At 49.2% G+C, this 15,441-nt stretch carries 16 protein-coding genes; 7 read left to right on the forward strand and 9 right to left on the reverse strand.

Annotated elements, in window-relative coordinates; translation table 11 throughout:
* Window positions 1-112 precede the first annotated feature (112 nt).
* Window positions 113-526, forward strand: a complete 414-nt coding sequence (locus KME12_05630; protein MBW4487252.1) for a hypothetical protein — start codon at window positions 113-115, stop codon at window positions 524-526.
* 105 nt (window positions 527-631) lie between these two features.
* Here KME12_05630 and KME12_05635 read toward each other — a convergent pair whose 3' ends face one another.
* Complete coding sequence (locus KME12_05635) at window positions 632-787, reverse strand: hypothetical protein (protein MBW4487253.1); 156 nt, start codon at window positions 785-787, stop codon at window positions 632-634.
* A 170-nt stretch (window positions 788-957) separates the two neighbouring features.
* On the opposite strand from KME12_05635, the gene KME12_05640 reads away from it, so the two are divergent.
* Window positions 958-3,330: an ATP-dependent helicase gene (locus KME12_05640; GenBank protein ID MBW4487254.1), complete on the forward strand. Its 2,373-nt coding sequence runs from the start codon at window positions 958-960 to the stop codon at window positions 3,328-3,330.
* 81 nt (window positions 3,331-3,411) lie between these two features.
* Here KME12_05640 and KME12_05645 read toward each other — a convergent pair whose 3' ends face one another.
* The 3 genes from KME12_05645 to KME12_05655 all read right to left on the reverse strand — a co-directional run bounded on the left by KME12_05645 (window position 3,412) and on the right by KME12_05655 (window position 6,164).
* On the reverse strand, window positions 3,412-4,011 hold the full coding sequence (locus KME12_05645; GenBank protein MBW4487255.1) for a hypothetical protein: 600 nt from the start codon (window positions 4,009-4,011) through the stop codon (window positions 3,412-3,414).
* Window positions 4,012-4,295: 284 nt separating this feature from the next.
* Window positions 4,296-5,216, reverse strand: a complete 921-nt coding sequence (locus KME12_05650; GenBank protein ID MBW4487256.1) for a vitamin K epoxide reductase family protein — start codon at window positions 5,214-5,216, stop codon at window positions 4,296-4,298.
* A gap of 90 nt (window positions 5,217-5,306) precedes the next feature.
* A complete protein-coding gene (locus KME12_05655) occupies window positions 5,307-6,164 on the reverse strand; it encodes a BtpA/SgcQ family protein (GenBank protein MBW4487257.1) in 858 nt (285 codons plus the stop codon).
* A gap of 431 nt (window positions 6,165-6,595) precedes the next feature.
* Between KME12_05655 and rimO the strand changes: the two genes are divergently transcribed.
* Complete coding sequence (gene rimO / locus KME12_05660) at window positions 6,596-7,912, forward strand: 30S ribosomal protein S12 methylthiotransferase RimO (GenBank protein MBW4487258.1); 1,317 nt, start codon at window positions 6,596-6,598, stop codon at window positions 7,910-7,912.
* Window positions 7,913-8,284: 372 nt separating this feature from the next.
* Window positions 8,285-9,715, forward strand: a complete 1,431-nt coding sequence (locus KME12_05665; GenBank protein ID MBW4487259.1) for a DEAD/DEAH box helicase — start codon at window positions 8,285-8,287, stop codon at window positions 9,713-9,715.
* Window positions 9,716-9,842: 127 nt separating this feature from the next.
* Here the strand turns inward: KME12_05665 and KME12_05670 are convergent, their stop codons facing one another.
* Window positions 9,843-10,568, reverse strand: a complete 726-nt coding sequence (locus KME12_05670) for a LuxR family transcriptional regulator (GenBank protein ID MBW4487260.1) — start codon at window positions 10,566-10,568, stop codon at window positions 9,843-9,845.
* A gap of 96 nt (window positions 10,569-10,664) precedes the next feature.
* Between KME12_05670 and KME12_05675 the strand changes: the two genes are divergently transcribed.
* Window positions 10,665-11,321 carry a DUF3386 domain-containing protein gene (locus tag KME12_05675; GenBank protein MBW4487261.1) on the forward strand — a complete coding sequence of 219 codons (657 nt, stop codon included), beginning with the start codon at window positions 10,665-10,667 and terminating at the stop codon, window positions 11,319-11,321.
* Window positions 11,322-11,518: 197 nt separating this feature from the next.
* Here the strand turns inward: KME12_05675 and KME12_05680 are convergent, their stop codons facing one another.
* From KME12_05680 to KME12_05690, 3 genes are read right to left on the reverse strand one after another with little or no spacing between them, the layout of a single operon-like run.
* Window positions 11,519-12,403, reverse strand: coding sequence for an ABC transporter substrate-binding protein (locus tag KME12_05680; protein ID MBW4487262.1), 885 nt, complete (start codon window positions 12,401-12,403; stop codon window positions 11,519-11,521).
* Entirely contained in the window at window positions 12,400-13,041 is a 642-nt protein-coding gene (locus KME12_05685) for an ABC transporter permease (protein MBW4487263.1), read from the reverse strand. Before KME12_05685 ends, KME12_05680 begins: the two co-directional genes overlap by 4 nt.
* Entirely contained in the window at window positions 13,038-13,814 is a 777-nt protein-coding gene (locus tag KME12_05690) for an ATP-binding cassette domain-containing protein (GenBank protein MBW4487264.1), read from the reverse strand. Before KME12_05690 ends, KME12_05685 begins: the two co-directional genes overlap by 4 nt.
* 102 nt (window positions 13,815-13,916) lie before the next feature.
* Between KME12_05690 and KME12_05695 the strand changes: the two genes are divergently transcribed.
* On the forward strand, window positions 13,917-14,162 hold the full coding sequence (locus KME12_05695) for a UPF0175 family protein (protein MBW4487265.1): 246 nt from the start codon (window positions 13,917-13,919) through the stop codon (window positions 14,160-14,162).
* Window positions 14,163-14,196: 34 nt separating this feature from the next.
* The gene (locus KME12_05700) at window positions 14,197-14,529 is read left to right on the forward strand and encodes a nucleotidyltransferase family protein (protein ID MBW4487266.1); all 333 of its coding nucleotides are present in this window, start codon (window positions 14,197-14,199) and stop codon (window positions 14,527-14,529) included.
* Window positions 14,530-14,680: 151 nt separating this feature from the next.
* Here KME12_05700 and KME12_05705 read toward each other — a convergent pair whose 3' ends face one another.
* Window positions 14,681-15,190 carry a hypothetical protein gene (locus KME12_05705; GenBank protein ID MBW4487267.1) on the reverse strand — a complete coding sequence of 170 codons (510 nt, stop codon included), beginning with the start codon at window positions 15,188-15,190 and terminating at the stop codon, window positions 14,681-14,683.
* Window positions 15,191-15,441: the final 251 nt, after the last annotated feature.

A 15,441-nucleotide genomic window follows, 5' to 3' on the forward strand; every position in this document is an offset into this window, starting at 1 on the left:
GGGGGAAGTTAATACTCGGTCCCCCCCAGAATTGGGGGGTTAGGGGGGCGAGATTCGATTCATGCAGGAAGTCTATTACTCATCCAACCCCTTTCTCCACAGCATCACCACCATGGCTAAGCAAAGAAGTCGGTTAGCTGATCGCCCGTCCACTCGCAATAGACAACCCATGTCTTTTACGTTAGAAAATATTACGCAAAGAGATTTCTTTGTCGCCCTAGGAATATGGGTCTTTCTGGAAGTTTTGGCTCTCTTACTGTTTCCAGCAATGGGATTGATCAAACCGGGCGATCGCTTGCAGGGATGGATCGCGACCAGTATCCCACTCGGGTTAATTGGGGCGTTCTTAGTTGGCGCAAGTTCACAGTATATCAATGTCACTGTGGATCGCGCAGATAGAACGAACAAGCCTTTGCTGATTTTGTTAGGGCAAGCTGTGGGCTGGCTGGGTCTAGCTGGCGTTCTATTTCCCCTACTCGTCGTGGCAATTGAGTTTTTTACTAATACACTCGGCAAAGCAGGTTGAGGCGGAGCTGCAAGTCGTCATTCTAGCGCCAGCAAACTACCTCGTTGAACACGGGTAATTTATATCACATTTGTCTAGCTGGGTTGCGGTCGAACTTCGCCGATTTTAAGGCTGGGCCAAGAGTTGCACAGAGGTAGTGGATGCTTGGCTTGGGGAGGTGACACGCTTGAGTTGCGAATGGCCTGAGAGGAAAGCAACAGCAGCAGTAATGGCGATCGCGTTAATAACAAGAGTGCTGCGTGAGGAAAATGATTCAGACATGACGATAACAGGAAATGAATGCTAATTTCGTTATGACATTCCCTCCAGCTAGTTCACGTGATCTTACAGGTGTTTATCTGTAATCTCTGTCACAAGAAGGCTTGGAACGGTTTGTCTGGGCAATGGCGCAATGGCGATCGCTTCGTAACTCTGGTGCCCAAGGATCAGTGATGACTTCTCAAATTCCCGCCAACTCAGACACCAATCTTTTCGATCCGCTCACCCCCAAACCTTTGCGAAGCAAGCCAACGCTTGAATCTCTAGGTGAGCTAAGAGCAAGAGCCCTAGAACAAATCCGAGCGAGTTTGCGGCCTGGGCAGCAGCAAATGGCAGATTGGCAAGGTGGACCGTTGGCAGTTTCTGCGGTGCCTGGAGCGGGAAAGTCAACTGGGATGGCAGGGGCAGCGGCGATCGCGATCGCGCGTTACCAATTGCATAACAGCCGTCAACTGGTTGTCGTCACCTTTACCCGATCGGCGGCGGCGAATGTTAAGGCCAAAATTCGCCAAGCCCTGCGAGCCATGTCTCTCCCTCAGGGGGGCTTTGTGGTGCAGACGCTACATGGTCTGGCCCTCAATATTGCCACCCGACACCCTGATCTTTCTGGGCTCAACTTAGAGCGCTTAACTTTAATCTCACCGACCCAAAGTCATCGCCTGATTCGCGCTTGTATTGAGCAATGGATTGCTGATCATCCAGCTTTATACCAACAGTTGCTGGAAGGGCAACACTTTGATGGAGAAGAAACAGAGCGATTGAGGCGACAGTCAGTGCTGCGGACAGAAGTGCTGCCCGAACTGGCTCAAACCGTCATTCATGAAGCCAAGAGTTCTGGTTTGTTGCCTGAAGATTTGCAGCGCTTGAGTCAGGAAATTACATCAGATGGTTATGGAGTCTTAGAAGTCGCCGCTGGGCTGTATGAACGGTATCAAACTTTGCTGCGATCGCGAGACTTCATCGATTACGACGAAATGATTTTGTCTGCCCTGCGAGTGTTAGAAAATGACAGTGCTCGCCAGCTTTGGCAAACCCAAACTTTTGCAGTGTTTGAAGACGAAGCCCAAGACTCTACACCCCTTCAAACCAGGTTATTGGAGATCTTGTCTACCGATCCCAGCAATGCTGAGCAATTACCTAACTTAGTGCGAGTGGGCGATCCCAACCAAGCCATCAACTCCACCTTCACCCCAGCTGACCCCGTTTTCTTTCGAGAGTTTTGTGAACGCTGTGGCACCCAAGACCGATTAGTCACGATGGATCAGGCGGGTCGCAGCACCCAGATTATTATTGATGCTGCCAATTTTGTCATGGAATGGGTAAATCGCACCTATGGAAGTCAGCGATCGCCAGCTGCACCTCAAGGTAACGAGACGGTTCTCCCTTTCCGACCCCAGCACATCCATCCCGTTGATCCACAAGATCCCCAACCTGATGCCAACCCAGCTCCCACTGGGCGAGGTTTAGAGCTACACACCCCCCGTGACCCTTATCATACGGTCGAGTTAATTGGGCAGCGGGTCATAGATCTGTTTGGACAAGATCCCCAAACGCAAGCAGCCATCTTGGTGCGCGAAAATAAGCAGGGACGCTTTATTGCAGAGAACTTAAGTTACCTAAAGCGAGATTACGGCATTGAAGTTTACGATGTTGGCGATCGCGATCGGCACTCGAAAGTCCCAGGTGAAATCCTGGCCCTGCTGCAATTTATCGATCGCCCCCATTCCCCCGACAACCTGAAAGCTGCCCTTGCGGTTTTAGTCGAGCGGCAGTTAATCCCCTCGCAAGATTTGAACGCGATCGCCAGTCTCCCAGAACAGTTTCTATATCCTGGCCCGCTTGACCCCGCTCAAGCCGATCCGGTACAAAAGGCCCGCCGTTTCTGCAACAGCTTGCTCCGAGCCCGCTTGGAATTGCCCCATTATCAATTCATTTCCTTCCTAGCTTTAGCGCTGAATTATGATCAGGCGGAATTGGCGACAGCAGATAAGCTAGCCGAACGCATCGCGCAGCAAACGGTAGGCGATAGCTCGATGAGCGCAATGTTGATGCGACTGGGCGAAATCGTGAGTTCAGAGAAATTTGAACCTGTAGAAACAGAAAACTCAGAAGCTCGTTACACGCGATCGGGACAACTGACCATTATCACGATGCACAAGGCTAAGGGGTTGGACTGGGATTATGTATTTCTGCCCTTTCTGCATGAGCAAACCATTCCGGGTGGTCTGAGAATTCTGCCGCAATCTCAGTTTCTTGGGGACTTTACTCTGGCAGAAGTCGCTCGCGCCCAGATTCGCGCTAGCTTACATGGTCAGTTTCCTCTCCCTGATGTTGCAACTGCTTGGGAGCGGGCAGGGCAGTTGAAACTGGCAGAAGAGTTTCGGCTGCTTTATGTCGCAATGACTCGTGCCAAACGCCTGTTGTGGATGTCTGCGGCCCAAAAAGCGCCATTTACTTGGAATAAACCTAATAATTTAGAAGACAAAAAACCCTGCCCCGTTCTACCCGCACTCAAACGCCAGTTTCCTGAAGCAGTGGTTTCCTGATGGTAGTAGCTCCCTAGAGTCAGGCAATGCACACAAATGTCCGTTGTGCTGCTTCAGTCTGCCTTGCCGTCAGAATCGTCTTCATTGGTTGGGTGCATTGGGTCTTTCAGGCTTAGAACCACCAGGAATTAAACTTCCATAAGGAAGTTTTGGTAAAGATTGAATATTAGGACCAGGTAAAGTTTCTGGCTGCCCCGTCTCTGGACCTATTGGAGTTTTCGGTTCATCTGGAATGTCTGGATCATTCAACACATCCCGAAAGTATTTGCCTGAAAGTCCAGCCGCTGTCAGTGTGGGTACGCCTGCACGCAGATCGACAACATAAGCAATGTATTGCGTTTTAAAGGGCTTTAGTTTTCCATCATCCTCAACAGAGGGCACAAACTCGGTTGCATCGAAATTGCCTTTTATGACAACTAAAGCAAGTGGTGGAACCTCTCCAATCGGACTGAATCCTAAATCAATCGCTTCAAGTTCGGGCAAGGTAATGGGGAGATTTAAGACAACTTTCGGACTGCCATTAAGAACCTTGAACTGAAGATTGTCAACTTTGAGGAAGTTTAGGGCAACTTGTTCAAGTTCCTGCTTAGAAGCATTAATTAGTGAACGTCTCTTAAGAAAAGACTTAATGGAAGGCTTTTCCGGCGAATCTTCTGAAGAATTATTGCTTGGTTCGGTCATAGCAGTCTTCTGTAATAGAAATACTGTTGTTACGACTCCCATACAATTACAAAATCTGGGGATTTTCCAGATTCTAAGAAGGCTCAAAAGCTTGTTTTCCAGTAGTCCCCGAGTTTGAGCCACCAAAATCGATCGCTGAATCCTTCTCCTCTATGCCTTCGACAAACCCAGAGCATGGCTACGCTAGCGCCCCTACAAGAATAACAAATGCGATCGCCCTCCAATTTCTCTAGAGTTGCGATCGCATTAAAAACTTATTTTGGCCCCAGTTTTAGATCAAGAGCTTACTGAAAGTTCTTCGGGCCTTGATAACCTGACAATTCAGCCAGCTTTTCTAGAGATTGGGTTCCCCCAAAAAACTGTCCATTGATTTCCCAAGTCGGATAGCCTTCAATCTTCTGAGCTTTGCAGACTCCAGGTTGAGCGTTCTGGCCGCCCGGATCGCACTCAATGTAATTAATTTGCTTGGCACCCTCACGACCAAACAATTGTTTTTGGTCATTGCAGTGGGGACACCAGTAAGCGCCATACATTTTGGCTCCAACTTGGCTGAGGTGCTTCGCTAGACCAATTTGAGCAGGGCTAGAAGGAGTTGTCACCAAGGCACCCGGTTCTCCAGCACCAGAACCTGACGCGCTCGTAGTGCCTGTACCGTCAATGCTGGCGTAAACCCCCAGAGTTCCGACCAAGGTCACCAACCCAACGACCAATCCTGTGAAAAAGAGTTGCCCGACATCTTCCCAGGTTCGACCGATGACTGTCAGAACCAGGAAGCTAATTGAGAACAGCGCCGACGCTAGACAGTAGAGGCATAACGCTTTGATTTGAAATGCCAGCAGGTACATCAAGTAACCGCTAAACACCGTCATTGCTGTACCGATCGCTAACATTAGCGGCCAAGTCCAGTTTTCCAACTTGGCGTGCAAGTCTTTGTTGGCAGAAGTATTCACCACTAAAGGCGCGATCGCCAACCCCCCCATACTGGCATAAGCCAAAAAACCAAATAGCGTCAATGGCAAGCCAAATACTGTGGCGTAGGGGCTAGAAAGTACCTGTTCGCAGCCGCTAGTGGGACAGGCCGCAGCCCCTCCTGTCAGCTTGATGATGGTTAGGTAGCCTGTTCCTACAGCTCCCACAGCCGCGATCGCGGCAATAATCACGCGAGACCAGCGATGAATCCAAGGAGTAGAACGTCGGCGTCTCATAAAACCCCTGTGCAATTAACTGAACTTGATCATTGCCAATCTAGCTTATAGCACCCTATTAAGTGAGTGACTACTCCACTTGGCAACAGGTTATTCCGAATAAGAATGGGCCGTGATGGAGGTCATAGGCTTTGCTTGCCCTTTCATCGCCAAACTACGACGCATCGACTCTACAAAACGGCTCACCCGAATTGGGTCTACTGGCTGCTCAATGCGGCCATGCCGCTTCAAGGAGCTGGAGACGATCACCCCATCTGCCGCTTGAATTAGGGTCGGGATATTTTCCCAATCCGCCCCACTGCCAATAAACACAGGCGTACCATTTGCCGCTGCTGTCGCCAGCTCCAAATCTTCCAAGCTGGGAGGGCTACCCGTGGCCCAACCAGATAAGATCACCCCATCGGCCAAACCACGCTCAATGGTTTCTTGCACCGCTGTGGTCAAATTAGGTGATCCCAAGGGTCGGGCGTGCTTCACTAGCACATCCGCCAAGATTTTGACATCGCTGCCCAGTTCCCGACGATAGCGTAAGAGTTGATGCGCTTGCCCTTCGATTAGACCTTGGTCAGTTGCCATCACCCCAGTCAAAACATTGACTCGAATAAAGTGAGCCTGCACACAGGTCGCGATCGCTATTGCACTCTGAGCATCGTTACGCAGCACATTGAGCCCGATAGGCACCGTCACAAGATGCATCAGCCGTTGCACAATCAAGCTCATGGCACTCACCACAGCCGGATCAACGCGGTCTTTGGCAAAGGGAGCATCAAAAAAGTTTTCTACGATAATGCCATCTACACCGCCTGATGCCAAAGCTGTAGCTTCTTGCTCAGCGCGATCGATGACAGCCTTTAGGCTCCCTCCCCAACGCGGCGAGGCTGGTAAAGGCAGCAAATGCACAACACCAATGATGGGATTCGCGGTTTTGAATATGTGATTTAAGTCCACTTGCTTCAAATATCTCGGACTCAGCGGCAAAGGTCAGATAATCAAAATGATAACTTCTTACCGCACTTCTATTCGCTGTAAAGATTGATTCGCTAGCCCACCTTTCAGTAAATGCTTCAACGCTACGAACAAACAGTAAGCCTTTCTGAAACTCGCGATCGCTTTTGCAAAATCACTTTAGTTAGCCCAAGCAAGGCCGAAGTGGACATCAGCCAATCGCTAGCACTAGTCATCATTGAACCAACTTAATATGTTGTAACCGTTAAATTGTGCGGTACTATGGAGACTCGTGCTATTTGGCGATTGCAGTCAACGGCCTCCATCGGACAGCAAACCAGCGGGGTTGGAAAGGCGATCGCAACAGTCTCAACGGCCTGACCTCTCCCTGTCTCAACGCTGATCTCCTTAATACTTACCGAACTCTGAACTTCATGGGCAATAAGCCAACTATTTCCGTCGCACATTTAGGTTGCGAGAAAAATCGAATTGACACTGAACACATGCTCGGTCTGCTGGTAGAAGCAGGCTATCAAGTTGATACCAACGAAGACTTGGCCGACTACGTCATCGTCAACACTTGTAGCTTCATTCAAGCAGCGCGAGAGGAATCGGTTCGCACCATTGTTGAGCTGGCTGAAGCCAACAAGAAAGTGGTGATTACGGGTTGCATGGCCCAGCACTTCCAAGAAGAGTTGCTAAACGAGTTACCGGAAGCCGTGGCCCTAGTTGGGACAGGTGACTACAACAAAATCGTCAACGTGATTCAGCGGGTGGAAACGGGTGAGCGCGTCAAGGAAGTAACGCCAGAGCCGACTTATATCGCTGACGAAACTACTCCTCGTTATCGCACCACCACGGAAGGCGTCGCTTATCTGCGGGTGGCAGAGGGTTGCGATTACCGTTGTGCCTTCTGCATTATTCCGCATCTCCGAGGCAATCAGCGATCGCGCACCATCGAATCTATTGTGGCCGAGGCTGAACAATTGGCTGCTGAAGGCGTGCAAGAGCTGATCTTGATCTCCCAAATCACCACCAACTACGGTTTAGATATCTACGGCGAGCCAAAGTTGGACGAACTGCTGCGGGCTTTAGGGAAAGTTAATGTGCCTTGGATTCGCATGCACTATGCCTATCCCACGGGACTCACCCCCAAAGTGATTGCAGCGATTCAGGAAACACCCAACGTTCTGCCTTACCTGGATTTGCCGTTGCAACATTCTCACCCAGAAATTCTGCGGGCGATGAATCGGCCTTGGCAAGGTCGCGTCAACGACAGCATCATCGAACGGCTAAAAACGGCCCTACCTGATGCTGTTCTCCGCACCACTTTTATTGTCGGCTTCCCTGGGGAAACTGATGAGCATTTCGAACACCTGTTACAGTTCGTAGAACGGCATGAGTTTGATCATGTGGGCGTGTTTACCTTTTCAGCTGAAGAGGGCACTCCTGCCTATAGCCTGCCAAATCAAGTACCGCAAGCTATAATGGACAAGCGTCGTGATGCGTTGATGGCCCTTCAACAACCCATTTCCTTGAAGAAGAATCAAGCTGAAATCGGGAAAACTGTTAACGTTCTGATTGAGCAAGAAAATCCTGAAACTGGCGAGTTGGTTGGGCGTTCCATTCGCTTTGCTCCAGAAGTTGACGGCGTTGTCTATGTTCAAGGCGAGGCAGCGCTGGGAACCTTAGTTCCAGTTACGATCGCCGACGCTGATGTTTACGATCTTTATGGTCGCGTTGCACCCTAACAAAAATTAAGGTTGGACAATTTCGTCACTTAGGTCGTAAAATTTCTTAATATGACAGCTATTGACCAAGCGCTCATCAGCGCTGGTTAGTTACAAGAACCTTGGCGAGACCAGGTAGAGGGTTCTAGCCGCAAGTTTTTATTGGCAATGTACCTTAGGAGGTACAGCTTGCAAATTGCCCAAGTGGATAAAACCTTCTAGATCAATACGCTCAGTCTTGGGCAGGGTTCAAACGGCGGACGGCATCCCGTCGAAGCTCGTTGAGGGTAAAGTCACCGCGACTCCCTAAGAGACGAGAAAACTGCGACCAAGCTTTTCATGCTTGGGGCGGGAGTATGCCATGCGATTCATGACCCTTATTTACTAAACTGCATGACTCTTTCGTTTCAAAGTCTCGGCCTCTCTGAAGCCCGCGTTCAACATCTAGAAAAGATCGGTTTTACCACTCCCAGCGCAATTCAAGCCCAAGCCATTCCTCATCTGTTGGCAGGCCGTGACGTAGTAGGCCAAGCCCAGACGGGTACAGGTAAGACTGCTGCTTTTTCGCTGCCCATCCTAGAGCAGATTGATTTGAATGCGGTAGGGGTACAGGCGTTGATCCTAACTCCCACTCGTGAGTTGGCTGTTCAAGTCAGTCAAGCCATTCGTACCTTCAATGATGAACGACGACTGCACATTCTACCGATCTATGGTGGTCAAGCGATCGATCGCCAAATTATGCGTCTCAGACAAGGCGTACAGGTAGTCGTAGGAACTCCTGGACGAGTGTTAGATTTACTCGACCGTGGCGACCTGAAGCTAAACAACCTGCGTTGGTTGGTATTGGATGAAGCCGATGAAATGCTCAATATGGGCTTCATTGACGATGTTGAAAAAATCCTGACCCAGGTGCCCACAGAGCGGCACACCGCTTTTTTCTCGGCTACCATGCCACCGTCGATCCGCAAGCTGGTCAACCGATTCTTGCGATCGCCTATCACGGTCACTATTGAGCAGCCCAAAGCCGCTCCTTCTCGGATTAACCAAGTTGCTTACATGGTGCCCCGTGGTTGCACCAAAGCTAGAGCTTTGCAACCGATTCTGGAACTAGAAGATCCCGAATCAGCGTTGATCTTTGTACGGACTCGCCGAGCTGCTGCCGAACTCACCAGTCAACTGCAAGGCGCAGGTCATAGCGTGGATGAATATCACGGTGACCTCAGCCAAAGCCAGCGGGAACGCCTCTTACATCGCTTCCGGGAAACCCAAGTTCGTTGGGTTGTGGCTACCGACATTGCCGCTCGTGGCATCCACGTTGATGACCTCACCCACGTGATCAACTACGATTTGCCTGATAGCGTTGAAAACTATGTCCACCGGATTGGTCGGACAGGTCGTGCAGGCAAAGAAGGAACTGCAATCTCTCTGGTTCAACCCCTGGATCGCCGCAAGCTGCGGGATATTGAGCGTCACATCCGCCAAGGTCTAGAGATTCGTTCGATCCCCACTCGTGCTCAGATTGAAGCGCGTCACATCGAGAAGCTACAAGCGCAATTGCGTGAAGCATTAGCAGGTGAGCGGATGGCTTCCTTCTTGCCAATCGTGGCGCAGCTGGGTGAAGAGTACGACTCTCACGCGATCGCTGCAGCTGCTCTGCAAATGATTTACGATCGCAGCCGTCCTGCTTGGATGCAATCTGAGGCTTATGAGGATATCGTGACTGACGACAAGCCTCGTCTCAACTCTGGCTCCAAGCCCAAGCCAGTTAAGAAAGTGGTCAAAACTTCTTCAGCACCCCAGGCATCTGCCTCCAAAAACGGCTAATCTTCTCCGCATTCAAACATAAATAGATTTCCCCCTTGTCTGAATTTAGATAAGGGGATTTTTTTATTAAGGAGGAGGGATGAAGGAGGAGGAAAAGATGCTTTAAGCAGGTGAAAGGGGCGTATCGCTAGGAATTAAGGCTATCTCCTAGGCGAGCTACCATTTCGGTGCGCGTGGAGACGTTGAGCTTACGGAACATACGTTTCAGCGCTTGTTTTACGGTGTTTTGGGTAATCCAAAGCTTTTCGCCAATTTCTGCGTTGGTCAGTCCTTGAGCCACTAGTTCTGCAATTTGTTGCTCGCGCTCGGTGAGGCGATCGCTGATGCTGGGCTGTAAACGAGGGGATGTTTGAGGTCGGAAAACAGCCAAACGAGCTGAAAGATGCAAACATAGACCACTCAAACTCGCCAAATCTTGCAAGTTAAATGCCGGAGCATCACTGGCGCGAGTAAAGTAAGCACCACCGATTAAGCGGCCATAATTGACGATCGGCCCCATCATTACGTGCTCTTGGTCGTAGTAGGCGTAGCAATTTTGGTACAGCTCCGATTCTTTCCAATCGTTGCCTGCAAACACCACTCCTTCGTGAGTCGGGGCATGGTGCTCAAACACGTAACGCAACACGGGATCAGTGCTGCGACCGATTTTTTCGTAGCGCTGTACAAAGGCATCCACATTCGGCCCGCCTTGAATATCTACTTCAGCCGCTTGCGATTGCTCATTCAGCAGACATAGGCCCCAACACTCGGCACCAAAGTACTTCCCCGCTTCTTGCATAAACAGCAGGCGGAGTTCTGCTTCATCACGGGCATCAGCGATCGCTTGGAAAAAGTTATGTGGAGATTTGCCCATTAATTAAGGTGTACCCACTTGAGGTCTATACAGTCTGGGTGGCTGACTTCTATCTTAAGAATAAGAAACAAAAACAGAAGACGTAGGAAATAAACCATGACAGTTGCACAAGTATCCGCTCCAGAGCTTTTTAGAGCCGCTTACGAAAACCGCTATACCTGGGACAAAAGCTTCCCTGGCTATACCGCTGATGTCACCTTGAAGCACGACGGTCAGGTGTTTACTGGCAAAGTGCAAGTCAGCGCTAGCTTTAAGCCCGAAGTCGAGGGGATCGAGAACGAAGACGCAAAGCAAGCGATTCACGGTCAACTATTTGAGATTGCCATTCACCGAGTTCGTCGCACCTTTGAAGAAACCCACGGCAAAAATAGCTTCTCTTTTGGTGATACCGATGAGACGGGTGCTGTGGAAATCTTGATGGGGGGCAAGGCAGAAGGCGATCGCTACAAGGTCCGGGATAACGAGGTGTGCTTGGTCCACCGTCACATTCACGGCGTTGTGGTCACCATCAACACGTTCAGCAGCCACGACACGGGTGAGGGCTACCTATCTCACCGCTATGACTCGGTTTACCACGACCCCCAAACAGGGGAGCAAAAAGGCGGCAAGAGCTTATTTGAAGATGAATACGAGAAGGTGGGCGACTTCTCCATCCTGAACCGTCGGGCGATTTCCACCGAAACCAATGGTCAAACTTCCACACAGGAGTTCCTGTTCTCGAATATTCAATTGTTAGAGCCAACGGCTGCTTAAATACCCAAGATTCCTCCAGGCTGAAGCCTGAGGCTACAGAAGCGAAGCCTGCCTTCGCAGGCTCAAAACATTTACAACCATTTACTGTAGGCCGCGCAGGTGGCCTTTGTTTTTATAGCCGCGACTTCAGTCGTTAGGCGTTCATGGAGTAACTAGGGCGATCGCTTTTCTCCAAACATTCAGGGAGGCGATCGCCTTTACAAGTTTTTGGCCTTGCGGAATTCTTCTACCACTTGCTTTACATCGCGGCGCTTGCCATCCACTTCGTAGTTGAGGCGACGCATTTCAGTTTCGGAGATTTTGCCTGCAAGCCCCTGAAAGATTGGACGCAGTTCGGGGTGTTTTTGTAAGGTTTCCTGGCGAACGATGGGAGCAGCTTCGTAGGGTGGGAAATATCGCTTATCGTCTTGTAGCACCACCAAACCCAAGGAATCTATGAGGCCATCTGTAGAGTTTCCGGCGACCAGATCAACTTGTTTGTCGGTGAGAGCGCGATACAACAAGCCTAGATCCATTACTTTAGGCTGTTTGGCAAACTTGAGATTGTAAGTTTTGGCTAAACCAGGAAAACCGTCGGCGCGTTCTAGAAATTCGTAGCCAAACCCAGCTTGCCACTGTGGAGTATATTTCGCGGCTTGAGATAGAGTGGTGAGATTGTTTTTACGAGCCTCATCACCTCGAATCACGATCGCGAAGGTATTGTTAAAGCCTAGTGGTTCCGTCCATTCCAACTGAAACTGCTGAGCATAAGCTTGCTGTACTTGCTGATAGACCGCTTGGGGATCGCTGATGGGAGCTTTTTTGAGAATTGCGGTGTAGGCTGTGCCTGTATATTCCGGATAAACGTCTAGCTCGCCTGCGACAATTCCTTGATGGCAGACGAAGGTGCCCCCCAGGTTCAAACGGCGATCGACTTCGAGATTGGTCTTAGCTTCAATTTCTTGAGCCAGCAACTCCCCTAAAATCACTTGCTCGGTAAAGTTTTTGGAGCCGACTACAATGCGCTGATTGCTAGAGTTACAGCCTGCGATCGCCAAACTCAAAACACTTGCAATTAAACCCAAGACCACTGTTCTTCTCATCGGGAACCCTTTAGCGTTAGCCGTTGCTCAATCCAGCCGAAACCAAAATCTGCCAATAGCGCCAGCACTGCCGCTGGGATTGCTCCTGCCAGAATGAGTTGATTATCTACTACTGCCACGCCCCGAAAGATAAAGACCCCCAATCCTCCTGCACCCACTGCCGCCGCGATCGTTGCTAATCCAATTCCAATTACCGCTGCAACTCGAATCCCTGACAAAATAAAACTCGAGGCCAATGGCAGTTCTACTTGCCACAATAATTGCCAATCTGTCATCCCCATCCCCACGCCTGCCTCCCGAATCGCCGGATCGACACTGACGATCCCCGTGTAAGTGCTACGAATAATGGGTAGCAGCGAGTAAAGGACTAATGCCAAGATTGCAGTCTGAATGCCGATCCCGCCCAAGATTGGTACGGGGATCAAAAAGCCAAATAGCGCCAAACTAGGAATCGTTTGCACCACATTCGCAAATCCCAAAATGGGTTTACCAAGGTGAGGCTTACGAGTGACGAGAATCCCTAAAGGAATACCAAAGCAAATCGCGATCGCCAAGGCAATCCCCACCATCTGCATATGCTCTAGCGTGCGCTGGATAATCTCACCTGCATAACGGCTCCAAAACTCACCCAAGTTCATCGGCTGGCTTCCCGACCTGGTATGGCATTAAACGGCTGTAAGCACTGGGTAAAGGCTTGCACTTCTGGCAGGGGCGATCGCAAAAACTCTTCTGGTGTCCCCCAGAGCAGTAATTGCCCGTCCTGCATTAAGCCGATTTTAGAAGCGAGCAAGAAAGCTTCTTGGACATCATGAGTCACAAACACCACGGTTTTGCCGAGTTGTTGTTGTAGTTGGCGAAACTCCCGTTGAATTTCTAAGCGGGTAATGGGATCAAGGGCTCCAAACGGTTCATCCATCAACAATAACGGCGGATCAGCAGCTAAGGCTCTCGCTACACCCACCCGTTGTCGTTGACCACCGGAAAGTTCATGCGGGTAACGGTGAGCAAACTGTTTGGGGTCTAAACCGACAAGTTCTAGCAGTTGGTTGACACGGGCATGCAGGCGATCGCGCTCCCAACCTTCCAGGGCAGGCACTAAACCCACATTCCGAGCCACCGTGAAATGCGGAAACAATCCTACTTCTTGAATTACATACCCCACCCGTCGCCGCAGTTGAATCGGGTTCCAATGGCTGGTAGGTTTGCCCTCTACCCAAACTTCGCCATTAGTAGGCAGCAGCAACCGATTGATCAACTTCAACGTAGTTGTTTTGCCACAGCCACTCCGCCCCAGCAAAACCAAAATTTCACCACGTGGCACTTCTAAATTCAGTTGAGAGACCAAAGCACGCTGCTTGAGGCGATAGGTAACATCCCAAAACTTAACCGCAACCTCACTCGCCTCTGGCATTATGATCTCCCAACCTAATTAGCATCCTTTGAATTGCTCGATGAACCTTATTTGCTATTGATTTCAGTTCATACAATAGTGGTGATAGAGAGGAATTTAGCCATGAGTATCATCATTCCTGATGAAATACTAACTGCAACTCGCATGACTGAAAGTGAGTTAAAACAAGAAATCGCAGTTTTGTTGTTTCAAAAGGAAAAACTGACACTGGCTCAAGCCAACCGATTGGCTGGGATGCATCGGGTTGCATTTCAGCACTTGCTCGCAAGTCGCCAAATTCCCGTTCACTATGATGTAGAAGATTTCGAGCAGGATATCAAAAACTTGCGTGAGATGGGCAGGCTGTGATTATTGCTAGCAAGCAGTTAGGAGGCGAGCGAAATTGAGACCAGAGTTGCAGTTTCAACTACCTCAGGACGCCCTGATAGAGTTTTGTCAGCGATGGAAAATCCAAGAATTGTGCTTTTTTGGGTCAGTGCTACGGGAGGATTTTAGACCTGACAGCGACATTGATGTCATGGTCACTTTTGTAGCAGATGCGAATTGGGGCCTCTTAGAGTTTGTCCGAATGAAACGTGAACTGGAAACAGTGTTGGGGCGCGAAGTAGATTTGATTACGAAAAAGTCGATTGAGCAAAGCCCTAATTGGATTCGCCGCCAAGAAATTCTAGGAACAGCCCAACTTGTATATATTACGAAACTATTACCCTCTTAGCTCTTACTTTTCGAATCAAGATTCAACATTATCTTAATCAAAAGAAATAGTAATTCGTTATCTCTCTATTTTAATCATTCCAAGGAAAAATTTAAAGAGCGATCGCACTAGAAGGTTTTTGCGGCATGACCTTCTTTCCTAAATCCTGCCACTATGGGCTTTCACCTACTTCTGTCAAGCAGCCAGCAACCGATGTCCAATGCTTTCCTTGTAACTCTATCCCAAGCATCTCCCGCTCTTCTGAATCACGATAGAAATCAAGCAAAAGCTTATCATTTAAATCCTCAGTCAGGAAAACGATTATACCATCAGGATTAATATCAAATGGAAAGGAAAAATCAATTGAATTGATAACATCAATCTTGCATAATCCATGTAAGTTGGATCTCTTTGTCCATACATACACTGGGTTTCTATTGGCCTTACCAAGGCTAACTATAAAGTCTTTAAATTTGTTACTGTTCTTCTCGTCGAACTGTATAACAAACTTTTTCGTGCTCGTGCCTTGCAATACAGTTGATGATGCCTCACGAATTATTTCAAGATTCTCAATTGAGCAAAGTGATTCGCTTTTAATTTCCCTGCCAGTAATCTGTTTCAACTCCAACAGATATTCAGGGAGGCTTTTTCGCAATGCTAATTTATCTGAGATAACAGTCACCGTAATCTACTTTTGACTTATCATTGCTTAACTTTGGACAACCATAGTTGTGCATTCTTAATTTTACCTGTCAAAGGATCAGGCTTAACAGTACCAGCCCCCGACGCCCTTGTTCAGGATGACTACTAGTGGTCAGTCAATAAAAGCTTGACAGGCTTCTGGGGTAAGATAGAGCTAGTTGATCGAGTTACCCAGGCAATGCCCAAGAAATACGTTGTGTGTCTCACTGAAATAGAACGGCAGTATCTGGA

The organism is Trichocoleus desertorum ATA4-8-CV12 (genome assembly GCA_019358975.1).
GTDB classification, from domain to species: domain Bacteria; phylum Cyanobacteriota; class Cyanobacteriia; order FACHB-46; family FACHB-46; genus Trichocoleus; species Trichocoleus desertorum_A.